This is a genomic window from Shewanella algidipiscicola, from assembly GCF_900380485.1.
Classification (GTDB): Bacteria; Pseudomonadota; Gammaproteobacteria; order Enterobacterales; family Shewanellaceae; genus Shewanella; species Shewanella algidipiscicola.
Window position 1 is genome coordinate 312,461 of record NZ_OXJV01000017.1, and the last position, 25,279, is coordinate 337,739.

At 48.6% G+C, this 25,279-nt stretch carries 18 protein-coding genes; 3 read left to right on the top strand and 15 right to left on the bottom strand.

Annotation, left to right across the window (positions count from 1 at the left end; genetic code table 11):
- Positions 1 to 91 precede the first annotated feature (91 nt).
- The 9 genes from DN599_RS13600 to DN599_RS13640 all read right to left on the bottom strand — a co-directional run bounded on the left by DN599_RS13600 (position 92) and on the right by DN599_RS13640 (position 14,097).
- Positions 92 to 1,228: a GGDEF domain-containing protein gene (locus tag DN599_RS13600; RefSeq protein ID WP_239473308.1), complete on the bottom strand. Its 1,137-nt coding sequence runs from the start codon at positions 1,226 to 1,228 to the stop codon at positions 92 to 94.
- A gap of 530 nt (positions 1,229 to 1,758) precedes the next feature.
- Positions 1,759 to 2,136 (bottom strand): DP-EP family protein, encoded by a 378-nt coding sequence (locus tag DN599_RS13605; protein ID WP_110458126.1) that lies wholly within the window; start codon positions 2,134 to 2,136, stop codon positions 1,759 to 1,761.
- Positions 2,137 to 2,390: 254 nt separating this feature from the next.
- Positions 2,391 to 5,678 carry an nSTAND1 domain-containing NTPase gene (locus tag DN599_RS13610; protein WP_110458127.1) on the bottom strand — a complete coding sequence of 1,096 codons (3,288 nt, stop codon included), beginning with the start codon at positions 5,676 to 5,678 and terminating at the stop codon, positions 2,391 to 2,393.
- Positions 5,679 to 6,268: 590 nt separating this feature from the next.
- Positions 6,269 to 7,369, bottom strand: coding sequence for a 2-alkyl-3-oxoalkanoate reductase (oleD, locus tag DN599_RS13615; RefSeq protein WP_110458191.1), 1,101 nt, complete (start codon positions 7,367 to 7,369; stop codon positions 6,269 to 6,271).
- A 132-nt stretch (positions 7,370 to 7,501) separates the two neighbouring features.
- A complete protein-coding gene (oleC, locus tag DN599_RS13620) occupies positions 7,502 to 9,286 on the bottom strand; it encodes an olefin beta-lactone synthetase (RefSeq protein WP_110458128.1) in 1,785 nt (594 codons plus the stop codon).
- Complete coding sequence (locus DN599_RS13625) at positions 9,286 to 10,158, bottom strand: alpha/beta fold hydrolase (protein WP_110458129.1); 873 nt, start codon at positions 10,156 to 10,158, stop codon at positions 9,286 to 9,288. The genes oleC and DN599_RS13625 overlap by 1 nt, the downstream gene beginning before the upstream one ends.
- A 103-nt stretch (positions 10,159 to 10,261) precedes the next feature.
- Positions 10,262 to 11,311: a 3-oxoacyl-ACP synthase III gene (locus tag DN599_RS13630; RefSeq protein WP_110458130.1), complete on the bottom strand. Its 1,050-nt coding sequence runs from the start codon at positions 11,309 to 11,311 to the stop codon at positions 10,262 to 10,264.
- A 228-nt stretch (positions 11,312 to 11,539) separates the two neighbouring features.
- Positions 11,540 to 12,862, bottom strand: a complete 1,323-nt coding sequence (locus DN599_RS13635; protein ID WP_110458131.1) for a methyltransferase — start codon at positions 12,860 to 12,862, stop codon at positions 11,540 to 11,542.
- A 74-nt stretch (positions 12,863 to 12,936) separates the two neighbouring features.
- A complete protein-coding gene (locus DN599_RS13640) occupies positions 12,937 to 14,097 on the bottom strand; it encodes a chemotaxis protein (protein ID WP_110458132.1) in 1,161 nt (386 codons plus the stop codon).
- Between the two features lie 207 nt (positions 14,098 to 14,304).
- Here DN599_RS13640 and DN599_RS13645 point away from each other — a divergent pair, with 207 nt between their 5' ends.
- Complete coding sequence (locus DN599_RS13645) at positions 14,305 to 14,565, top strand: DUF1289 domain-containing protein (protein WP_110458133.1); 261 nt, start codon at positions 14,305 to 14,307, stop codon at positions 14,563 to 14,565.
- Between the two features lie 44 nt (positions 14,566 to 14,609).
- Here DN599_RS13645 and DN599_RS13650 read toward each other — a convergent pair whose 3' ends face one another.
- From DN599_RS13650 to DN599_RS13680, 6 genes are all read right to left on the bottom strand, one after another.
- Positions 14,610 to 14,975, bottom strand: coding sequence for a YajD family HNH nuclease (locus tag DN599_RS13650; RefSeq protein ID WP_110458134.1), 366 nt, complete (start codon positions 14,973 to 14,975; stop codon positions 14,610 to 14,612).
- A 160-nt stretch (positions 14,976 to 15,135) separates the two neighbouring features.
- Entirely contained in the window at positions 15,136 to 17,115 is a 1,980-nt protein-coding gene (locus tag DN599_RS13655; protein WP_110458135.1) for a BCCT family transporter, read from the bottom strand.
- A gap of 636 nt (positions 17,116 to 17,751) precedes the next feature.
- On the bottom strand, positions 17,752 to 18,453 hold the full coding sequence (gene phoU, locus DN599_RS13665) for a phosphate signaling complex protein PhoU (protein ID WP_110458136.1): 702 nt from the start codon (positions 18,451 to 18,453) through the stop codon (positions 17,752 to 17,754).
- An 87-nt stretch (positions 18,454 to 18,540) separates the two neighbouring features.
- Entirely contained in the window at positions 18,541 to 19,359 is an 819-nt protein-coding gene (gene pstB / locus DN599_RS13670; protein ID WP_110458137.1) for a phosphate ABC transporter ATP-binding protein PstB, read from the bottom strand.
- Positions 19,360 to 19,436: 77 nt separating this feature from the next.
- Positions 19,437 to 21,089 carry a phosphate ABC transporter permease PstA gene (gene pstA / locus DN599_RS13675; RefSeq protein ID WP_110458138.1) on the bottom strand — a complete coding sequence of 551 codons (1,653 nt, stop codon included), beginning with the start codon at positions 21,087 to 21,089 and terminating at the stop codon, positions 19,437 to 19,439.
- A gap of 60 nt (positions 21,090 to 21,149) precedes the next feature.
- Positions 21,150 to 23,408 carry an ABC transporter permease subunit gene (locus DN599_RS13680; protein ID WP_110458139.1) on the bottom strand — a complete coding sequence of 753 codons (2,259 nt, stop codon included), beginning with the start codon at positions 23,406 to 23,408 and terminating at the stop codon, positions 21,150 to 21,152.
- Positions 23,409 to 23,591: 183 nt separating this feature from the next.
- On the opposite strand from DN599_RS13680, the gene DN599_RS13685 reads away from it, so the two are divergent.
- Together DN599_RS13685 and DN599_RS13690 are read left to right on the top strand one after the other, a co-directional pair.
- On the top strand, positions 23,592 to 24,089 hold the full coding sequence (locus DN599_RS13685; protein ID WP_110458192.1) for a glycine cleavage system transcriptional repressor: 498 nt from the start codon (positions 23,592 to 23,594) through the stop codon (positions 24,087 to 24,089).
- A gap of 186 nt (positions 24,090 to 24,275) precedes the next feature.
- Complete coding sequence (locus DN599_RS13690; RefSeq protein WP_110458193.1) at positions 24,276 to 25,103, top strand: DUF2797 domain-containing protein; 828 nt, start codon at positions 24,276 to 24,278, stop codon at positions 25,101 to 25,103.
- Positions 25,104 to 25,279: the final 176 nt, after the last annotated feature.

The following is a 25,279-nucleotide window of genomic DNA, read 5'->3' on the forward strand; positions in this document are numbered from 1 at the left end:
CTCAAACTAAGTGCTAAGTGCTGAGCCTGCCAGTTTGCCAGTTTGCCAGCGTAATCGAGAGCCGTCAGGCTCTCGATTACGCAGATACCCATTAGACTCTGATATTAATACGGTTTCGACCATCAGATTTGGCCCGGTACAGGGCGGTATCGGCGGCGCACAGCAGGGCTTTAGAGGTGCGGTATTGGCCTAAGGTTTCCACGGCAATCCCCTGACTGACACTGACACGCACCGAACCATGTAACCCCAAGTCGGTAAATGACAAATGATTAATGGCAGTTTGTACGCGTTGGGCGCAAAGCTGCGCAGCGGTAGCATCACAGTTAGGTAAAATAAGCGCAAACTCCTCCCCACCGTAGCGCGCAGCCATGCATTGACTGGTGGGTAATGCGCTATCAATCACCGCCGCTATCTTCTTCAGGCAGGCATCACCATTGACATGACCATACCTGTCATTAAACAGCTTAAAATAATCAACATCGATCACCACTAAGCTCAGTGGCTGATGGTCATTATTACAATCGACCCAGCAACGCTCTATCTCTTCATCAAACGCATGGCGATTGGCTAATCCAGTTAACTTATCGGTGCGCGCCTGCAGCCTTAAGGCTTGGTATTGCGCCTTATGGCGAGTTAAATTGTGCATCATGCCCATGTACAGTGCTCCCTGCCCCGTTGGCGAAGCGGGTAAATAAGACAGGGATAAGTCGACATCTAAGCTCAAGCTATCGGCGCGCTGCAGCACTATCTCCTTAGTGCCCATATTCGCCAGCGTTTCTTGGCCGTTAGCCCCTTGTGCTAGTAGAGATAAATAGCGCTCTTTCACCTCAGGTTGCAAAAAATCACTCCAAGATTGCTCCGTTAAGTCCTCTATTGATGCGCCAAATAAGGTCGCAGCCATCGGATTGAGCATCTGTAACACGCCTTGCTCATTAATGATAAAAATGGCTTCATTAACATGGTTAATAACACTGGCCAGTGTGGTTAACAGTCCGGGCTGCACCTTGGTAGAGGGTAAGTTAAGCGTGGCTACATTTGCGTTGAAAGGTGTGTCCAGTATGGCCGCACTATCAGTATCAACACACCCACGGTGAGTTAATAAAGAACTACCTGCTGTAGCATCAGCATCGCCACAGTAGGCAGCCCATCTATCATCCAGTTTCTTGAGTGTCTCCAAGCTATCACCTCGGTATTGCTCAATCATGTTTACGCATTTATCAGCTTGCATATCTTATCCCTCGACCTTGGCAGGCAGTCACGGCTTTCACCTTATGGGATAAAGACTACAGCAGCGAAGTGAACTTAACCTTTCGGTACTCTTCCCACGCAAACCATTGGTTTGATTGACATTAAATGGTGACCGAAGATTAACTCAAGCGAGAAAAGCACCTCATTGAGGCTGATTATTGGCTCAACAAGATAAACAATGCAGATAAATAACCCATACAAACAACCTGCAGCAACATATACATAAGCAATATGCACAACCAATATAAACGACTCAGATAAGCGACTGAGATAAGCGACTCAGATAAACGACTCAGATAAGCGATAGACAACACAGATGAAGAGTCGCTAATTATGTATTTGTTCGCCCCAACGTTAACCGACCTCATGCCAACCGAGTCAGTGAAGCCATTTAATCTATGCACGCGCATAACGAGACATTAATAAAACAAGGGGTTCAATGAAGAAAATTAAGGGAGGGAGCGAAAGCACAAAAAGCGCTGCAACTCAATGCAGCGCCTAACATTTACATTATTTTACATCTCGATTAATAACCTCTGGATCGGGACTTAACACTAGCAATGTATTGGCGGCATTGGATAACACAAACTGGAATTTGGTGGTGCCTGGGGTGTTATCTAGGTCCAGCATTTGAATTAAGGTGCCATCACTGCTAATCGTTACCGCATCGACAATACCGTCAAATGGCGTAATAAAGCCCACGCCGGTGAATTTAAGGCCTTTGCCGGTATTATCATTGAGCTGGTAGGTTATAGTGCCCGCTTCAGTCACTGTAACATCGCCTTCACAAGGCTCGCCGTTAAAATGGCTATAACTGAATACGGGTTCACCGTTTTCTAAATCGACATTCACTTTCACATAATGGGCCTGACCGGCTGCTTTAGACATTTGATTTCCTTTTAATATTACGCCAGAAACTAGAAACTAGAAACTAGAAACTAGAAACTAAGCACTAGAACAAAAATGATGATTGACATCACTACCTATAAATTAACTGTCTTTTATTACAACCTTTACCTGTACAGCTAATGTTTACAACTTGATTAACAATTTAAATCACTTATGTGAGCAGTGCTATTAGCGAATAATGGTTGAACTACAGGTTTACTACTGGCTGACGACAGAATAAATAAAGCCAAGCACTAAAACGTTATACCGCCAACACCTGCGCTGCTGAGGTGCTGCACTAGCTCGCTGCTGTTGTCTAACTCGCCCAAGCAGTCGAGCGCTTTAGCCAGCGGGATCCCGTAACGGGGATCTTTATCCTGTAACACTATCGGGCTAAGCAGGCTGTGGGCCTTAGCGCACAGTGCGGTGATCTCTGCGCTCTGCTGTGTTGGGTTAACAGGTGTTTTTTGTGATAACTTTTTTTGTAATAGCTGCGCCTGTAATAACTGGCTTTCTGCCAATCTCAGGGTATAGCTAGAATTTTGGCTAAACTCTTTGGTTAACGCTTGATAGGACGCAATAGCAGGCTCAATATAGCGCTGGCTTTGTTCATGCTTGCCAACATTAAACAAGTGCCGCGCCGCCGCGTATTGAAACGCGGCCCACACCTCCCTATTTCTGGGTGAACTAGCCAGTTGTTCATCTGCCGTTAACAAAACCGCTAATCTCTCAATATTAAAGGCATTGTCGCTGTCAAAATATTGATCGCTCAGCTCCAGCAACTGGAACAATGAATAATATCTAATTGACTTCCAAACTTGATTATCGGGATCTACCACTAACGCCTCGTCAATAGTTTCTAAACCTTTGGATGCCTTCTCATAAGCATTAACAATATTACCCTTATAAAACAATAACTTTGATGATATATAATAACTACTCGTTACTCTGTCAAGTAAATAAGGCTGCTTCTTAAACTGGAGCAGTTCAAACTCACTTTGGATCTGTTGATGGATGTCTAGTGCGCGATCAATATCACCAGTTGATAAAATGGCACTTGCTAGCCAAGATCGTGCATTAGCCACATCGGCAATTCGCTGACTGTTATCAGGTTCTAGCGTTAGCGCTTGTAGCTTCAGTTGCAGTGATTGCTCAAAGGCGGCGGTAGCGCGGCTAAAATCCTTTCGCTTCATATACACAGAGCCCAGCGAGTTATGAGCGTAAGAGAGCTCCATCATGGCGTCTACATTATCAGGCGCCACTCGATACATCCGCTGACTATAATTGAGATACTGTTCAAACCAAGGCTGTGTGGCACGCCAATCGCTGTTATCGTAGTGCAGTTGCCCTAGCCAAAAGGCATTGGCCCCCAAGGCTTTGAGTAAATCTAAATGATTGGGCTGCAAGTTTAACAGCGGCGCCATTTTGTTTTGAGCCGCTAACAGTGCGCTGCGGGCTTCATCGACTTTATTACGCGAATAAGCCACCTCACCCATCGCCTCTAAGGTTTGACCATGCTGAAAACGGGCATCGAAACTGAGGTGTTTCTCATCATCATCCACCGAAAAGTCACTGAAATATTCCAGCGCTTTATTACTGATCCCATCGAGCAGATCCATTCGGCCAATGCCGCGCAGCTTGTCAGCAAAATCCCCCACCATAAACCCGAGTAAGTTTTCTGCAGCCAAGCGCTTTTGCTGGGCTTGTTGCTCGGCATCGTGACTTTTAACACTCATTAAGATAGAGATAAACGTGAGCAGACATAAGAGTGCGACCGTCGCGCGCCCCGTCCAGCGCCTAACTTGGGCCCGCCGCCGTGAGGCGGCAATAAACGCCAACTCTGGTTTATCTAAGGTAAAAAACGGGTTATCACAAAGCTGCTCTGCCTCATTGAGCGGTTTACCCGCCGCGAGCAAGTAGGCATTTTGTTTGTTTTCGCTCAGCCAGCGCTGCGACAGATGAAACAGGCGGCTTTTAACGCTTAAGCTATGATGGTGCGCCTCTATCCATGCGGTGATCCTAGGCCATCGCCTGAGCAAGGCCTCGTGCGCAACACTAAAACAGGGCTCACCATTTTGCAGATGGGAGACAAACAAGCGGCTATCCACCATGGCTTGTACTAGCTGCTGTTCATCCTGACTGTTTAACTGTGACCAGCGCGCAGTGCGGCTGGTAATGCTGTTTTCATCTTCCTTTAAGGTCACTAGCAGTGATAAGACTCGGGGTAAACAGCCTTGCTGCGCCGCACTTAACTGGCAAATGGTCTCTTCGGCTTGTTTGCCAATCGCGCCATCGATACCGCCAAGTTGGCGGTAAACACTGGCGCTTAATTGATTATCTTCGCTGCGTTGCAAATACAGCGACTGCAACACAAATTGCAGCATAGGCAAGGTGTCAGGGTTACCAGCGGCATCGGAGCAGATAAGCTCATCGAGCGGCATGGCACTGCGCTCATCAAACTCCCAGGTTAAATTGGCCGCAATCGCTGGCAGACGGATCATCTGTAACAGCTCTTGGCGACTCGGCGGCGCAAGATCAAAATGGGCGCCGCGAGATTTACCCGCCATTAAACTAGGGTACTCAACCAACAAAGGGTAAAAATCGTTACGACAGGCGCTGACGACTAATACACTACCGGAGCTAGCAAGTTGCTCGATTAAATCAACAAATTGATGTCTCTCTGTATCACTAAACAGTGGCGATGAGAGCAGTACCTCTAAGCGGTCGATAAACAGTGCCAGTTGCGACAGATGATCGGCATGGGTTCGAAGTGCAGTGTTACAATGCTCAATCACGGCTTTGGGCTCGGTCTGCAGCAACTGGGCTAACGCTTGGGCGCTTGAGCCGTCAAATACCGGCACATCGTTGATCTCCCAATCGAGCATCACACAGGCTAAATCCATCAGCAATTGCCCACTGGTAACATCAGCAAGATCTAAGTGACTAAAAGACTTAACGTTAAGGCCGTTATAACCGTGCTCGCTCATTAAGTTGGGCATCACACCGGCGCTGATCAAAGAGGATTTACCACTGCCACTGGGGCCAAGCACTAAACAGAACCCACGACCAAACTGGATCTGCTGAGCAATGCGATCTAACAAGGTGGCGACCTGCTCGCTGCGGCCAAAAAACACTCCTGCGTGTTCAGGCCCAAAGGCTTTGAGGCCGGGATAGGGAGAGTCGCCTTGCCAGACTTGGGTTTTGGCTGCTTGCTCACTGCCGACAGGATAACTCACCTCGGCAAGCGTGCGATAACCGCGCTTACGTATGGTTTCAATGTAAGTGGACTGGGTGGCACTGTCGCCTAAGGCGCGGCGCAGTTGATTGATAATTTTGTGTAGCGGATTGTCGCCGATATCGGCCGCTGGCCAACATTGTGCCACGATATCATCACTACTGAGCACCTCCCCCTGATGGCGACAAAGCAGCTGCAATACGTCCATGGCTTTAGGCTCAAGTTGTTTAACCACTGAACCGCAGCGAAGGGTGTTGGCCGAGGGAATAACCTGCCAATCACCAAAATAAAAGATCTGCTCATCCATGTAAAAGAGATACCCTAAACGTATTGGTCGCGTTAACAAAATGTTGGCAGCGACATTTTTTGGCTACAACTTTATGCGCAGTCTAAGGTGAAGTCAATTAAACATAAGAAGAGTATTAGTAGATAAGTATTAGATTATTCAAGGCATTGCCAAATTTGACTCAAGTTCGCCTCACCTAGGCTAACTTGAGTCAGTCTAGCTGGCCCATATTGGCTTTACCGATATTGGCTTTGTCAGCATTAACCCTTTTTTATTCGGCTAAACCCATTCAGTGAGACTCTGGCGTAGGCATCATGGGCGTTGATGGGGTTTGTAGGAAATAGATAACGGTGCTGGATGCTGGATGCTGGATGCTGGATAGGGTGTGCACACATGCCACTGCAAAGCATAGAACAAGTGGCTTGTTAAACCTTAGCCCAAATGGCACACATGCTAAGTCATGATGAGTGAGTCGCAACAACTCAAACACTATTAATGAATCTCATATTAACTACTTATATTAACTACTTATATTAAGTACTCGTTGTTAGTGCGTATATGGGAGGATAAGTTAGCGCGTATAAATTAAGGCGTTAGACAGATAGTTAAAGTCACTTTTGTTGCTGTAACCAAGAGGCTAATAACACCATACCGTCATCGATAGAGATCAGCGGTTGATAACCCAGATCCTTTTTGGCCGCCGAAATATCAAAATAGTGGCTGGTCGACAACTGCTTAGCGACAAAACGGGTCATGATGGGTTCTTGCTGTTTACCCAGCAGCCAATAGACACCTTCGAGCAGTGCCCCCACCCCATAGGCAAGATTAGCTGGCACGCGTTGGGTAACCGCAGGCAAGTGTGCACAAGCTAAGATCTTATTTAGCATGGCCGCCATGGTGATGGGCTCATCGTTACTTAAAAAATAACATTGCCCCGCACAAGATGGCGCGTCGTCATATAAGGCCAGCGCCGCCAATAGATGACCATAGGCGGCATTGGCAATGTAAATGGTATCGACAAGTTTATCGTCTCGGCCAACCAATTTCAGTCGTTTGGCCCGAGCACGCGCAATCACGCGTGGCACTAAATGGGGATCTTCAGGCCCCCAAATAAGGTGCGGCCTGAGCGATACCGTCTTTAACAGCTTACCATCGGCCAACACTTGGCCATTGGCCGCCACCACCTGTTGTTCGGCGCGGGCTTTGGACTCAGCATAATAGTTAAGGTAACTGGCGGCATAGGGCTGCGTTTCATCGATAAATGCTTCATCGACTCCGGCAAAAGTGACGCTGGGGGTGCTGGTATACACCAAGCGCGGAATATTATGCGCCACGCAGGCGTTAATAATGTTGTTGGTGCCCACCACATTAGGCAGATAATAGCTGGATTTATCGCCCCACACGCCCGCTTTGGAGGCCACATGAAACACCAAATCGCAACCTTGCAGCGCATCAGAAACCTGTTTGGCATCAATAATGTCACCCTTGAGCATATTGACGCCCATGGCGGTTAGCTCTGGATAAGTGCCACGGGCCAAACCACTGACCTTGATGCCAGCAGCGACAAGTCGCTCACAAATCGCCTTACCTAAAAAACCGCCAGCGCCAGTGACTAACACCCGCGGCGCACGCTGCGCTAATTGCTGTAAGGCGGCTTGCTCTTGTGGGTGAAACTGCGCCAGGCTTGGCGCTGTGGTGTGCTCTGCTGTCATGCTACCTGCTGTTATACTCTCTGCTGTCATGCTATCCGTAGCCATCATCATTTTTCAGTCATTTATCGGCCATTGCTCAGTCAGACTCATTTATCTTTTACCTTGCGGCGAGATCAATGGGGCAATTTTTGCTTATTCTTTATAAGTGGCTTGGGCCCATAGTGCTAATTTTTCTCTAAAAATCTTAGCGTTATGACGAATATCGACTGGAAACCCCCCATGAATAGCAAACCGTGTTATCCCTTTTGTTTGCTCATGGGTTTGGGCTAACTCACGTAATTCGTGATACAGCTGCGCCGAGCAACTGCAGCTTAAACCTTGCTTCAGCTCTAAACAGATCAGGGGCGTGGTGTTACCATCGATGTCGATACCCACTAAGGCGGAGCGTTTAACGCTGGGATGCGTATTAAAAATACGCTCACAGGGAATAGAGAAATAGCGTTTGATGCTACCCTCATTGTCAGGCGCTAACGCCTCGACCCGGTGCGCTTTGCGCCCGCACATCCATAATTTCCCGTCAGCATCGAGATAACCCAAATCTCCCATACGATGATAAATAACATCGTCATTGCCTGCTATCTTGGCAAGCAGCGTCGCGCAGTCACGCTGATAATAGCATCGACTGACCATAGGCCCTGACACCACAATTTCACCAATCTCACCCGCAGGTAAGCGCAAATTGTCATCCCATTGAGCAATGGGCGCGTTATCGATCCCAATGATGGCAATATCGACTCCCTCTATGGCGTCACCTACGCAGATCCCACCGCCGTTATCTGTGATATCTGTAGTGGCAAATAGGGCCTGACTGCCCATTTTACTGATGGGTAAGGATTCTGTCGCGCCATAGGAGTTAAGCACCTCAACATCATCATTGAGTAGCTGACTAAAGCGTTTTATAGAAGCGATGGTGGCAGGTGCACCGGCGGAGATCACCCGTCTTAGGCTAGGCAGTGTTACCGCGTGGTTATCTGTGCCCGCCTCACCTAAACGCTCAATCAGCGCCGGATTAACAAACATGTTAGTGCATTGATAGCGTTCGAGCGCGGCAAAGATATGGCTAGGATTGGCCGTAATAGGTTTACTGGCATCCATATCGGGCACAATAGAAGCCATGCCCAGCGCAGGGCCAAAGAGGGAAAACAGCGGAAAAGTGGCTAAATCACGCTCGCCATGGCTTATCTGATAATCGTGTTTAAGCGCGCTAATTTGCGCCTCAAACATGCGATGGGAATAGACCACCCCTTTTGGCGTACCAGTGCTACCACTGGTAAATAAGATGGCACACATCTCATCATGACTCAGCTGCGCCATTGGATAAGGCTTATCCACTGGCACCTGGCTTAAGAGTTGAGGCAAGGACACCCCGCCCCACCAGCCCTTGCCGCCAACGGTGATGAGTTTTTTAATGCTGTGTTTACCCCAGCCAAACAAGCGCCTAGCGAGGTGCGCTTTAGGAATACCAATAAAAGCATCGGGCTGAGATTCTGCAAAACACTGCTTAAGGTTTTTTACTCCCATGCCAGGATCAACCAAAATAGGAATGATCCCCGCCTTAAACAAGGCAAAGGTGAGCGTGAAAAATTCGATACTGGGGGTGACCATTAACACGGCTTTCATGCCGCGAGTGATGCCATATTGCTCTAGGGCAAATGCCATACGCGAGCTGAGCTTATCGAGTTCATCGAAGCTAAGCTCTTGATAGCTGAACTTTTTAGTCAACAAACCGCCGTGGGCCTGCTGCACCGCCACCGCCAGTTGCGTTGGGGTTTTCTGGGCGGCGCTGTGCAGATGGCGACACAGATTGGCACCATCGGCATTTAATTGTGGTTTATCAACGACATTTGCCTGCACTGGGCTAACAGATGAGCTACCAGATAAGCTATCGGCTGGGCTACTGCAAACGGGCCGTGTCATTAGTGCGCCATAAACTGGCGAACATGAGTGACGACCTCATCACTGGCATCTTCTAAAATGTAGTGACCACAATCGGCAAATTCATGCACTTGAGCACCCGGAAACACCCGTTGCCACTCATCTAAGAAGTGCTTATCGAACACAAAGTCTTGCAGGCCCCAACAGATCATCACAGGCAGTGTGGCAAACTGTGGCAAGGCGGCGGCAATATCCGACACCAACTGATAGTTTCTATCGCCAGGCTTAAGCGGAATATCTTGCACAAAACGCAGCGTCGAGATGCGATTGGCCCAAGAGTTAAACGGCGCAACATACGCTTGGCGAACCGCTTTCGGCATAGGCTGACGTTTAACGCCAACATAAGATGCAATCGATGAAAAAGCATTAAAACCGCGCACCAATACCGTACCTAGCAGCGTGTTGCGGCAGATAGATAAGGCCCACGGAAAGGGTTTTGCCTCTGGCAGGTGAAACGCGCCAGTGTTGAGGATGACTAATTTTTTAATCCGCTCAGGATGACGCGCCGCAAAGCCCATGCCGATCATACCGCCCCAATCGTGCACGATAAGGGTAATATTTTGCTTGACGTTGAGGTGATCTAATAAGGCTGCTAAATCATCGATACGCTGCTCAAGGGTGTAATCGTATGCGCTATCGTCTGGCTTATCTGACAAACCGCAGCCAATGTGATCCGGCACAATACACTGATGGTTATCGCTTAAGGCCGATACCAAGTTACGATAATAGAATGACCAGCTTGGGTTACCGTGCACCATCACCACCGGCTCGCCTTGGCCCTCGTTGACGTAATGCAGTTTGTTACCATTGATATCGAAATAATTGCGCTTAAAGGGAAATAGCGTATCGAGCATGATCTTTCCTATATACCATTTTTGTCCTCGATAACGACCGATGCGCCGCTATCGAGATAATCTGTTTGATTGAGACAACACTATGGGGACAATCAGTGGCCAATTACCACTTAAGCCCAAGCATCATGCAATTTAGACCACTGCCTATGCCAAGAAAACTCACCTGATCGCCTTTACGCAAAAAGCCTTGATCATGCGCCATGGCAGCGGTGACCGGCAACGAGACAGTGCCCATGTTGCCCAAAAATTGGTAGGTTGGAAACTCTTTCTCTTGCGGAATATTAAGCGCACTGAGTACCTGTTTACGGTTAGAGGCGCCCACTTGGTGACAAATCACCTTGTCGACCTGCTCCACCAGCCAGTTACGCTGCTCAAGGAAATGGCTCCAAGTATGTCGTGCCAACTCGACCCCCTCTTTCAATAGGGCCACACCATCGGTGCGCATAAATTCGCGGTACAGTTGCGTGCCCGCTTCTTGCAAGCCCCACTGACACAAATTGTGATGCTCGGGGGCCGACAGATGACTTGCGCCCAGCAGTTGGTGCTTACGCTCGCCTTTTAAGGGGATGCTGCCATCGGTTAATAACACCGCCACCGCGCCCGAACCGCCAGTTAAGGTCGCTAATGAGCGGGCATAATTTTGCATCGTTGGCTCAGCCAGCATGTTGTCTATGGTGATATCGACAATATGGCGCGCCGATTCACATGAGACCACAAGCCCAGCTTTGATCTGGCCTAACTCGATACGATTAGCGATATCGAGAATACCCGACAACACCCCAAGGCAGGCGTTACTGATGTCGTAGATGGCGGTATCTTTTGAGACGCCAAGCTCAGCCGCGATGCGACATGCTGTGGCGGGCTCATGTTGGTCACGACAAACGCCGGTGTAAACCACCGCGCCTAAATCGCTAACGCTGATGCCGGTTTCTTCGATTGATTTATGCGCCGCTGCTATGGCGCCGTCAGATAATCTGTGTCCTTTTGGCCACCAACGACGCTCTTGGATCCCAGTTAATGCGGCAAGTTGCCCCATTGGGATCCTAAACTTTTGATAGAGGGGGGCTAATCGAGACTCTAACTCTGAAGTGGAGACCACTACAGGGGCCAGCTCATAGGCTAGGCTATTTATAAAAACGCGAGAATATTTCATGCAACCGTGTAGTTCGCTCAATATATCAACACTAACCGCGCCAATATTTATTATTATTCACTGATAACCCGACATTTGAGCAAGAAACGGCGCATGATTCAATAAAAAACCACCATAGAGCGGCTTTTTTCGACAATTAGCCGACAAGTGTCGTCTCTTTAACCAAGTCTATCGGGTTTATCTCACCAAGTGGCACCTGCATTCACCCAGAACCAAGGCAACGCCGATTTAGTCATGGGGGTGACGCTGAGCCAAAATCAGATGGTTTCGCGGGGTGATCTGCTTATCACAAAAAGTGGTTAACTTGACCTGATAACCCGCCTCTTCGAGAAAGCAGACTCTATCAAGCAAGAGCCATTGCTCTAGCACGTCACGAAACAGGTGCGCCACCAGATCGATACGCCGCGTGAGTCGCTGGCGTCGATACCCTAGTGCCAAATAGTGCTCCACAGGCCAGTTTACCGGCAAGGATACGCCTTTTTGTGCTGCGGCCCAGAGACAAAATGCCTTAAAGTCGCCATTGAGCTGACTCTGTTTTACCGACGGTATCGGCAAGTAATGATCATGCCCGCTCACCTCACGCTGCAAGCTATCAAAACCTAAGCGCCACGCCACCTCTTTATGGCGCAGCTCGGTGGCCTTGTCATTGGCGATAACGCTGTGTTGCAAAGGCAACTGCAGATCGTGACGACTTAAGTTAAGTCCACTTTGCTGAGCGACCTGCGATAACGGCTGATAATGGCTAGCGCGAATAAGATGGTAACAGCAAGGTGATATTGCCAGTGAAGCCGTGTTCGCGCACCTTGCCTGTTGCAGTAACGCCACATGTAAATCGCCACAAGCATGCAATGCCACCGCTTGCTGAGCCGGTGTTAGCAACCGAGCGGCATCGGGGCTAAAGGCATCGGCGCAGACAAACCGTTGCGGCAGTGACCACTGCTGCGCAAAGGCTTGACCGCTATCACATAAGGCCGATTGCCATTCAAGACTGATAACACTTCGCTGCTGCGCTTTAGCGATTAACCGCCCCAGATGACCTTTACCGGCGCACCACTCGAGCACATCGTGCTTATCATCGGCAATGGCCTGGGTAAATGCACTGATCTGCTGCCACTTACGGCCTTTAATGTGCGCGCTAAAATGGGGCGCCACTTCATCGGCTAAGCCGGTGACTGCCACATGCTGTACCGCGTGACTTGCCTGCGATTGAGCGGCGCGTGGCGCATGGGGCAGCTCTTGGTCTGGCGCGCCGCCTGACAATAACCCCAGCGAATCTAAGAATACCTGCGCCTGAGTCGCAGACGCTGACTTCCCATTGACCATGGCGTTAAGATCGTGCGTCAGTGCTGGCAGCAAGGTCGCCAGTAAGCGCGGCGTATCGACATCAATAGCGTCGATATCATCATCGCCTATTTGCCACACCTGCTTAGCCAAGGTCGGGTAGTGTGCCTCCCAAGGCAGATGATGACATTCGAATGCTTTGACCTGCCATAACCCACGGCTGCTATGCAGTAATGCGCCGAGTACCTGCAGGGTTTGACCATAAGACATGTTAATTCCTTCATAAAAAAAGCACTCGGTGAGTGCCTTTTTATTGTAATCAAGTTACCGCAGCCAGCATAGCGCTATTGAGGCGATTGCGGCTTATGTGCCATGCGTTTGCCCAGCCAAACGCCCAAGCCGAGGGGCGCAAAAAAGATTACCAGCAAAAATAAGACAAAATAGAGGATCAGGCTCTTGAGCGTGGCGGTTAATTGCGCAAACACCACCTCAACCGAGTGCTGGGCAATTTGATCCAAATTGGCAGCAGCGGCCATACGCTCTCTTGCCACCATCTCCTCTAGGGCAAGGCGCTCATTTTTAACCATAGATTCGAGTGCTTGTCGCTCGGCAGACAGCTGCACAAGTTTGCTATCGGTCGCTTCATTGAGCTGCTGCAAGAGTGGGGTCAGTTCGCGGCGCAGATCCACCGCTAAGTCTTGCATCATTTGTGGGCTCTGCTCCATTAAGCGGTGAAAACGCGCCGATGTTTCGCTGATGCTAGCCAAGGTCACCTGAATATGTTCCACATTTAGGGTTGAATGCAATGCATAAAGCTCTGCTTTCCAGCCAAGGATCTTAGGCATCTGCTCAGATATCATCGCCATGCGATCAGAAATATCACTCATCACCTCGGGCACGGTACCAAATGTGGTCACCGCTTCAAACTCATTAATGGCTTTAAAGTCTAACCAATCCCTAAAAGCGGAACGGCGCACAAAGGTGATATCAATCAGCGGATTATCGGCCACGTACTGATTAACAAACGCTTGATACTGCTTAAAATCGACCTCGTTAACAAAGCCTTTCACTGTCTGCTCGAACTCTTGTTGCAGTCGCTGACTAGCAGTGACGGCAATGGCTTGCTGCTCGCCAAACAGTTGATGACCTGCGCCAGAGGCAAAAAAGGCCGACATTTGAGCCGTTAAGGTCCAGGTATCGACCATGGCCGCCATAGGCGATGCCTGAAAGATCGCCCGCTGCAAAGCTTGCTCGCTGTTGATTTTCCACATCAGGGAGTGAGACTTGATAGCCACATCATCGGGCGCTAGCGCCGCAATTTTATCGGCGCTATGCTCAACCCCTGTGTAGAAGGTATTACTGAACTCACGACTAAACACCCGCATATTCAACTGTTCCTTGGGTAGCGGTTCGATACCACTTTCTAATTTAATCTCCAGTAATGAGCAGCCGCTAACGCCGATTAACATGATGACAATTAAGAAAAACTGAATATTGCTGCGCATAACATAACTCGTGAGGTAAGCAGATTGAAGTACCTCTTAAAGTAAGTGTTTTATGCAGGCGGCTCAAGTGATAGTGATTAGATAATCTCAATAGCGTCAGCAAAAACGCCTAGGAGGGCTTTATTGTTAAGCACAAAGGTAGCGACGTTGAATCTGCCTTGCCACTGACGTAGAATCGCGGCCAAAACAATGAACAAGAGTTTACCTATGCGCTCACCCTGCGTCGCACGCTGTGGCCTTAATGACGATGATATTTGTGTGGGCTGTTTTCGCCATATTGATGAGATTGTTGGTTGGGGACAGGCCAGCGAGGCCCGCCAACAGGCGATTATCGAAGCGGTTAATCAGCGCAAAGCCCAGTTAAAACAGAGCAAGCCGTCTCAGGCCAGCGCGCAGAATAAGGGGCAGGTCATTAGCCGTGACAAGTGGCGCCAAGCCGAACAACGCTTGCTTGAGCAAGACAGTTGATAACGGCTCGGCATCTTATGCTAGCGATAGGCCGGTGGCGCTTATCACTTTTTGCTCATCATCCCTTTTAAGTCTGCAAACGGGTTATAGGTGGCCGCCTCGACTTTGGTTTCTGTGGTCGCGCCATATTGGATCAGCTCTTCATATTTAGCGTGTTCATTGTCATGGCAATAGAGGCACAATAGCTCCCAGTTTGAACCGTCTGAGGGGTTATTGTCATGGTTATGATCGCGATGATGTACGGTCAACTCGCGCAAGTTGGAGTGAGTAAACTCGCGGGTACAACGGCCACACACCCAAGGATAGAGTTTTAACGCCTGCTCACGGTAACCGGTTTCTCGTTTGGCTTTGTATTCGCGCGCCTCAGCCAGCACTTTGTCTAGCTTGCTTTGACCTTGATGGGTTGACATGAACTGCCTCTCTTCAAAAAATAATTGCCTGCAAGAATAATCATTGGCCTACCTAAGTGCAACCAAAATAGTGCAGCACCAACAGCGCTAACCATCCCCATAAAAAAGCCCAAATCCTAAGATTTGGGCCTTTAAATCACTTTCAGCGATTTATTGGGTATTAAGTGTTTTCATCGCTGACATATTCTGAGTTCGACAGATGCAGATAATGCAAATAGCGCTCATACTGGGTCACCACGTCGGCCAAAATCTGCTCCTCGGTGTAACCCATCACGTCATAATGCTGACCGCCATGCTCAAGGAATACTTCCACCCGATAATAATTCACGTCACCGTCTTTAATCTCGGCTTCTAATGGATTAGGGATAGTATAAGCCCGTATCCTTAAGCCGTAGACAAAGTCACCCTGCTCTGTTTCTTGAATGATAAAGCGCACTCTGTCTTCAACATATTGCATCTGCGCCGGAATACTGCGCTTCACAAAGCTTAAACAGGCCTTTTCTAAAGCGGGCGCTGCAACATGTTTTAAAAACAACACGGCATCTTCGTGGCTGGGATGCGACACCAGTACATCGATGCGATCTTCCCAACTGACGTTGGTCTTAGCGTATTGCACACTGGTATTGTGTGACTGCACGCTGTTGATCTTAAGCCAATCATCCTGCAATGCCTTGAATAAGCCTAAACACATCAGCAGCATCACCAACAAAAAGGGCATCGCACTGGCTATCGCTACCGTCTGCAAGGCTTGTAACCCGCCAGCAAGCAACAACACTGAAGCAACTACCCCTTGCAGTAACGCCCAGAAAATACGTTGCCATACTGGCGAGTTGGGATCACCGCCCGAGGTCAGATTATCTATCACCAGCGACCCTGAGTCTGACGAGGTAACAAAAAAGGTTACCACTAGACACAAGGCGATTGTCGATAACAGAGTCGACATCGGCATATGTTCGAAAAACATAAACAAAGCCACCGATACATCGGAAGAGACCGCCTCGCTTAGATAGGTCGCGCCATGGTTCATGATGGCATCGATAGCGGTATTACCAAATACCGTCATCCACATAAAGGTTAAGGCCGAAGGCACAAATAATACACCGATTAAAAACTCACGGATCGTGCGTCCACGGGATACGCGTGCAATAAAAGTACCCACAAATGGAGACCAAGAGATCCACCAGCCCCAATAAAGCAGGGTCCAGCCACCAAGCCAATCATTTTTCTGCTCATAGGCATAGAGGTTAAATGTCTTACCGACAATGTCACTTAAATAGGCACCGGTATTTTGGACAAACGCCTGTAATAAGGCGACTGTTGGGCCAAATAGCAACACAAATATCAGCAATAAGATGGCGAGACCTAGGTTAAGCTCACTGAGGCGCTTTACCCCTTTGTCGAGGCCAGAAAAGACCGATAACGTGGCAATAAGGCTAATGGCGATAATCAACACCACCTGCACAGTGGCAGAAATCGGCACTCCAAGCAGGTAATTGAGTCCAGAGTTAACCTGTAACACGCCAAAGCCTAATGAGGTGGCCACACCAAATAAGGTACCTAATACCGCAAAGGTATCCACCGCGTGACCTATTGGGCCATAAATGCGCTCACCGATTAACGGATATAAGGCACTGCGGGGGAGCAAGGGTAATTTATGACGATAAGAGAAGTAAGCTAAACACAACGCCACCACAGCGTAGATGGCCCAAGCATGAATACCCCAGTGGAAAAAGGTGATTTTCATGGCATCTTTTGCAGCCTGAATGCTTTGTGGGTCGGCATCGGGCGGTGCTAAAAAGTGCATCACCGGCTCTGCCACACCAAAAAACATCAAACCAATCCCCATACCAGCCGAAAACAGCATGGCTATCCAGCTTTGATAGCTGTAATCGGGTTCTGAATGGTCGGGGCCTAATTTTATATCACCAAAACGACTGACCATTACAAAGATAATAAAAATTAAGAAAATAGCCACTGCCAAGATATAAAGCCAACCGGTTTTCATCTCTAGCCAGTGCTGAGCAGATTTAAATATAGTTTGTGCCTGTTCAGGCCATATGGCTCCCACAAACACCATAATAAAGATCATGACCACCGATGAATAAAACACCGGTGGGTTGATACTCGATTTTATCGACATAGTTCCTCTCAACATAAACTAATACCACACAGCCCAACTGCTGACTGCCTAGCTAAATTTGATGCTATCCATGAAGATGCCATTAAGTCATATGGCCATGGTCAGCACGCTTCTGAGTGAACATTTAAACAAGATATACACAACGGCATAGGCCAAAGCTATCTCGACCTACGCAATAAATTACATTAAATAACAACCATTAATAAAGCGCTATTGAATACAATCTACCTTCACCAGAAGCTGGCGAAGTATACCCGAAATCCCTTTTCAATTCACCCTCTGACTAAATCGTGCAAATATTAATCGATACCGATAAACAAAAGAGCAGCCTTGAAGGCTGCTCTTATTGCGACTGAGTTTAACCCGACTGGCTAGGGCCTATTGATCTTTGCTGGTTGAATTTTGTTCGAGCAAAAAACGTGTTAATCGAGGCGAGTGGATTGCAGCCTAGTCATCTAAGCAAAATTCACTTAACAAAGAGTAAAACGTTTTTAGCCGAACCCTTCGGGCAGCGTTTGTTGGGGATTTTTACTGCGTTCTCAGCTTTTTATGTAGAATAACTACACTGCGAAGCTTCTGCCTTGTATAAATACCCAGCAATTCGCTGCAAAAACAACCTTGAAAGATCAACAGGCCCTAGATATTTTTCATCTCTTCATAGGAAGTGTGGCGCACATCTTTGCCTTTGACATAATAAATGATGTATTCACATATATTTTGGCAACGATCCCCTACCCGCTCGACCGCGCGAGCCGCCCATAACACATCAAGCACTTCGGGGATTGAGCGCGGATCTTCCATCATATAGGTCATCAACTGGCGAATAATGCCCTCATACTCACTGTCGAGCTTGATATCTTCTTTATGCAGTTCAAGGGCCACGTCGGCATCCATGCGCGCTAAGGCATCTAAAGTGGCATGTAAGGTGCGGGTGGCATGACGGCCCATATTCTCGATGCTGACCAATAGCGGTTGTTGGTTTTTCAATCGCTTGTCTAATGCCGCCTTGGCAATCTTAACGCACGCATCACCAATACGTTCTAAGTCAGTGATGGTTTTAGAAATGGCGATGATCAAACGTAAATCACTGGCAGCAGGCTGACGTTTGGCGATGATGCGGGTGCACTCTTCATCGATAGACACTTCCATACCATTAACCGTATGGTCGCCTTCAATCACCTGCTGTGCCAGTTCGACATCTAAATTGCCAAGCGCATCGAGCGCTTGCTCTAACTGGCGTTCGACCAAGCCACCCATGGCCAATACGCGATGACGAATATCATCCAGCTCAGCGTTAAACTGACCCGAGATATGTTTATTTAAGTTCATGTTTTCCATAAAAATTCAACCTTGTTAAATGTCATCAATTCCGTGCCACCGGCAACAGACTTAGCCCGCCAAGCAAAGCTTGCTATCTCAATGAGATTAGCCATAACGCCCAGTGATATAATCTTCGGTCTTCTTCTGCTTAGGGGTGGTAAAGATGGTGTTAGTGTCGGCATATTCCACTAACTCTCCCATGTACATAAAGGCCGTTTGATCTGACACCCTTGCGGCTTGTTGCATATTATGGGTCACTATCACCACAGTATATTGCGATTTTAAGTCGGTGATCAGCTCCTCAATGGTTAAGGTCGAGATAGGATCCAAGGCTGATGTGGGCTCATCCAATAGCAAGACTTCTGGCTCAATGGCAATGGCTCTGGCGATCACCAAACGCTGCTGCTGCCCGCCCGACAAGCCAAAAGCGTTATCGTGTAACCTGTCTTTGACTTCATCCCAAATGGCTGCGCCGCGCAGCGAGCGCTCCGCCGCTTCATCGAGTTGACGACGATTGTTAACGCCTTGTAAACGCAAGCCATACACCACGTTTTCATAAATCGACTTAGGAAACGGGTTCGGACGCTGAAACACCATGCCCACATTGCGACGTAATGAAGCTACATCGACATTTTTGGCGTAAATGTTTTGCCCATGCAGTAAAATCTCGCCACTGATATGGCAGTTATCCACTAAATCGTTCATGCGATTGATGCAGCGCAACAAGGTCGACTTACCACAGCCACTGGGGCCGATAAAGGCGGTCACTTGCTTTTTCGGGATCTTCATCGACACATCAAAGAGCGCCTGTTTATCGGCATATTTAAGATCCAAATTGCGGATCTCTAGTGCCGTCTGCTCACTGCTTAAGTTATCTAAATCTACCGGCGCGGTTTGCATTACCGACTTATCTATCGAAATCATATCTGTTCCTAATCACTTCAGGATAAAGGGATATTGGCGCTCAAGCCGAGCTTAAGCACTATGTAATCTATGCCCAATTAATGTTCTAGCGAGCGATACTTCTCACGCAAGTGGTTGCGCACGGCGATGGCCGTTAAGTTTAAGCTCACAATCACAGACACCAATAAAAATGAGGTCGCATACACTAAGGGTCGCGCCGCTTCAACATTGGGACTCTGGAAACCGACATCATAAATATGGAAACCTAAATGCATGAATTTACGTTCTAAATGCACAAATGGAAAGTTCATGTCTATCGGCAATGTGGGCGCTAATTTAACCACACCCACCAACATCAATGGTGCCACCTCACCGGCGGCGCGGGCCACCGCTAAAATAAGCCCGGTCATAATCGCAGGGCTCGCCATGGGCAACACAATGCGCCATAGGGTTTCCGCTTTCGTCGCCCCCAATGCCAAGCTGCCTTGACGCACCGCACTAGGAATACGGCTTAAGCCCTCCTCAGTGGAGACAATCACCACTGGCAAGGTCAAAATCGCCAAGGTGAGTGCGGCCCATATCACCCCAGGGGAGCCAAAGGTGGGCGATGGTAAGGCCTCGGGGTAAAACAGTTGATCGAGCGAGCCACCCAACATATAGACAAAAAAGCCTAAACCAAACACACCGTATACAATCGACGGCACGCCGGCTAAGTTGATCACCGCAATGCGGATCATCTTAGTGATGGGGCCTTTTTTGGCGTATTCATGTAGGTAAACCGCGGCAATGACACCAAAGGGGGTCACAATCACCGCCATCAACATCACCATAAACACGGTACCAAAAATGGCCGGAAACACGCCACCTTCGGTGTTGGCTTCGCGAGGATCGGCGCTGACAAAATTACCCACCCCCTTAAACCAGTGCACTAACTTACCGACGATACCTAAACGATTAGAATAGGTGACACCTAAAATAGTATCGAGTTTAAGCACCACCTCTTCACCGCGCATATCGCGCACCACAACCGCATCGCGAGCCGCCGCTTGACGCAGGGCAAAGAATGTTTTTTCCAGCTCAAGGTACTCATTTTGCAGCCGCTCACGTTCACTCGCCAGCGCCTGCTTACGGCTGTCGGTCAGGGCGTTATCTAATTCATAACCCCGCTGCTTGAGACGCAAGTTTTCCAGCTGATAGTTAATCGAGCCAATGTCGCCTTTTTGCAGCGACACCGCTTGGTCACTCAAGGCGACGGCCCGCTCGATATGTGCCTCAAAAGAGGCTTCAACATCATCTAACGCTAATCGTTTGCCATCTTCGATAATGGCAATAGGATAACCGTAAAAATCGCCATTTTTGCTACGCTCAAGCTTAGCCACATCATAGGGCGCGGTGCGCGAGACGATATCAGTGGCCAACACCCAACGAAAGTCCAGATTCACAAACTCACGGTTACCCGTTTTAATTAAGTAACGGGTGACCGTTTCACCTGGATGCTGCTTAAACTGGTGCCCCGCCGACAACAAACGCTCGGTAGGTACAGCTTCGGTGTCGTAAATCTCACCAATTAAGGTTGAACGTACTCCTTGTTGATCCACTAACTCCCACTGATAGATCTCTGCTGGCCAGAAATAACTCAGTCCGCGCCATGCGATTAACAGCAGCAATCCCAACACGGCAATCAAGCTAATACTCACGGCGCCGCCCGTCATCCAGATCCACGGCGAACCCGATTTAAACCACTTACCCATTACATAAGCCTCTTAAGGTCACAGGCGAAAATATTAATGTCGAAAACATACTGGCCTCCACTACAATGAGCTGTAGCGTTCACGTAAACGCTGTCTCACCACTTCAGCAATGGTGTTAACTAAGAAGGTAAAGATAAACAGCACGAACGCCGCCAAGAACAACACTCGATAATGGGAGCTACCAATGGCAGACTCTGGCATCTCGACCGCGATATTGGCAGCCAAGGTGCGCATGCCTTCAAATACACTCCACTCCATAATGGCCGTATTACCCGTGGCCATGAGTACTATCATGGTTTCGCCGACCGCGCGCCCAAGCCCCATCATCACCGCGGAGAAAATACCTGGGCTAGCAGTCAGTAGCACGACCTTAGTCAATGTTTGCCAGTTAGTTGCCCCCAGTGCCAAACTGCCGTTTGACAGATGGCGCGGCACAGAGAACACCGCATCTTCGGCAATGGAGAAAATGGTTGGGATCACCGCAAAGCCCATGGCAATACCGACCACCAAGGCATTACGTTGATCGAAAGTGATCCCCAGCTCGTTAGTGATAAACATGCGCGAATCACCGCCAAAGAAGGCCTGCTCAACCACGGGACTGATGTAAAATGAGAACCAACCGATAAACACGATAACCGGTAACAGCATGAGCTCTTGATAGGTCTCTGGCAGGCGTTGTTTCCAGCGCCCAGGCAACTGATGCCAAGCAAAGGCGGTGAGCAAAATGCTGCAGGGCAGCAGAACCAGTAACAGCAAGAGCCCAGGGAGATTATCTTCAATTAACGGCGCCAACCATAAACCCGCTAAGAAACCCAAGATCACCGTAGGTAAGGCCTCCATGATCTCAATGGTGGGCTTTACCACGGCACGCACCTTTGGCGACATAAAGTATGCGGTATAGATAGCGCCAGCAATAGCAAGCGGCGTGGCAAACAGCATGGCATATAAGGCCGCTTTCATGGTGCCAAATGCCAAGGGCATTAGGCTTAATTTCGCTTCGAAATCATCCGAGCCCGAAGTCGACTGCCATACATATTGCGGCTCAGGATACCCCTCATACCACACCTTATCCCACATGGCGCTCCACGACACCTCTGGATGGCTATTGTCCACGGCAAACAAGTGTAATTGCCCGCCCGCCTCGACCACTAAAGCATTGGAGCGTGGGCTAAAGCCCATCACGCCGGGTTGCTTAAGATCAAAGCGTTGGGAAAATAGCTTACGTTGACTGGTGGTATATAAGAGGTTTAACTCGCCTGAGTCGCTAATAGTGGCGAAACTTTTACGATAAAACTCGCTAGCGATACGCTTAACACCCGCCTGATTGCTAAATTGGCGGATCGCTTGATACTGGCGGCCTTTGTCACCATTAACCTGAAAATACTGCAGTATCAAACCATTATCGTAACTTACCAATACCGAGCTGGCACCTGCCAGCAAGGAGACATCGGTCACCTTAGTTTTGGCTCGCTCCAATTCAATCACCTGCATTAAGCTGATCGCTTCTGCATCACGAATATCATAGACAAATAGCCGGTTACCCGAAAGTAGCAGTAACTGACGTTGATCTGGCGTCATTAACTGCTGCTGCACTTGCACGGGCGTATCACTTATCACGCTGGAGGTCGCTGTCCATTCCACCTCCTCGGTCATCATGTTCTCTTCGCCCTCTTGGCGTGAAAGAAACCATTGCCCCGCGTCGCTGCGATAGGCAAAACTCATTCTATCGCTTGAGTAAGCAAAAGTGAGCTGATTAAGCGCCACATCGCCATCGGCCACTTGCAGTGAAGGTTGCCCTAACGGAAAGCTCACATTCGGGGTAATGAGTCGCTGGTTATCTGGATAGGTCACGCCAAACTGAAGATCGGCGATGATCACTTGGCCATTTGATAAGCCATAAGCGAAGCGTTGCTGGCTAGGAAAGGCGGTGGCACTGCTAACAATGTGTGCATCGGAGGGGATCTCTATACTATTGGTTTCAATAAGCTGACCTGTAGTTGCACGATAAAACTGCACTTCACCTTCACTGGTGACCCGATAGATAATTTCATTTTGCTCATCGCTGCCTACCATCAAGGTAGCGACACCGGGTTTATCGAGCTGGGCGGTCATAACCGGCGTCACATCGGCGCCATCAAAAATCGGCTTAACCACATACAGCAGATAAAAGAAGATCAACAGCAAGGCGACAAACACCATGGTGCCGCCAAACGTTACCCCTACTTGGGTGAGCTTATCTTGCCAAGCTCGTCGATTAGAGCCCCTTCCCATCAACAGTTTTGCTGCAGTAGAACCAGGTTGAGTTACCTGAGTTTCCATTAAGAACCTCGTTTATGTTTGTTCTGTAGAGTTTTCACTGGGATTGTTGTTATACCTATGTTAACAATAGTCAAACATGCATATCCCATTGCTGACGGTCGAGATTATATGACGTCAAGATGACATTATTGTTACAGCGACACAATGGCATCGATATTAACCAACTTACGGAGTTTTAGCGAAATGTTACGATACCTAGTTACCCTGCAAGTAGCCGATAAACAAGGCTTAGTTGAACAGATTGCTCATATCGTTAGCCGACACGGTGGCCATTGGCTCGACTCAGAGCTGCGTCATATCGATGGTCTATTTGCCGCCATCTTATTACTTGAAGTGCCAGCAGCTAATTGGGAAACCTTGCTCGAGAACCTCGAATGTATCGATGGCTTAAGCCTAACCTATGCCAAAACCCGCCATAAGCTCACCCCGAGCCGCTACCAAGCTTATTCGCTGGTGGCTTATGACAGGCCAGGGCTTGTGCACCAAATATCCAATAAAATTAGTGAACTTGGACTCAATATAGAGCGACTGTCTACCCAGTATGAGAGCGCCAGTCACACTGGTGTGGCGCTCTTTAGGGCTAACTTTAGCCTGAATATTCCAAATGATGATATCGAACAGCAACTGCGCTTAGCGCTCTACACTATCGGCGATGACGTGGTGCTCGATACCAACGCCTAAACTTAGGCGGAACCTGCGATACCGATTGTTAATCCATCACCTGCTTCGCGGCCAGTTAACAATCGGTAAAACCAATCAAAAACATTGCTAGCAATCTGATATAATCTAGCGTCATCGCGATGCTACTCGCACTATTTAGCTATTTTCATTTATTTTATATCGGACTCCATGATGCCAAATGCCCCAATCAGCGGAAACATCCGCAAGATGCGTTCTGCGCTCGATAGCCAAGGCCAAGTACAATACCAGTTGCCACTGTCTGACCACCTTATCGAGATGAATCCGCTTATCGGCCGTCAAGTCACCCTTACTCACACTGGCCATATTTACTGCAGTCATTGCAGTAAAAAAACCAAGAAGAGTTATTCACAAGGCCATTGTTTCGTCTGCATGAAAAAGCTCGCCAGCTGCGATATGTGTATAATGAAACCGGAAACCTGCCATTTTGAACAAGGCACCTGCCGCGAGCCACAGTGGGGCGAAGATAACTGCTTCGTACCGCACTATGTGTATTTATCTAACACCTCGGGCCTAAAAGTGGGTATTACCCGCCATACTCAGTTGCCGACCCGCTGGATAGATCAGGGCGCCACCCAAGGCTTAGCCATATTGAAGGTCTCAAGCAGGCAGTTATCGGGTCTAGTGGAAGTGGAGTTAGCAAAAATGATTGCCGACAAAACCAATTGGCGCACTATGCTCAAGGGCAACGCCCAGCCGCTAGATTTAGCCGCCCACGCCAAGGCGCTGCTACCGCAAATAGAGACCCGGATGCACGAGTTATCGATGCAACATGGTGAATATGCCATTGAGCAACTCGATGAAGAGATTGTCGCCATTGATTACCCTGTCAACGCGTTCCCCAGCAAAATAGCCTCACATAACTTTGATAAAGATCCTGTGGTCAGCGGCACGCTTATGGGGATTAAAGGCCAGTACCTGATTTTTGATACGGGCGTTATCAACCTAAGAAAGTTCACCTCCTACGAGATAAGCCTCAGCGCAGACGAGGGTTAGAATTCTCTTAGCCATGCCCAATAAAGGCGCCGATGGCGCCTTTTGTCTTTATTCGCCTCGCTCATTATCGACAATCGTCATCATAGATAAGCGCTTAACTTGCTATAAAATCTGAGAGTATTGCCTCAAAAAGTGAAAAGAGGAGGCTGTAGACTGGCGATGGGGGTTAACTCCTT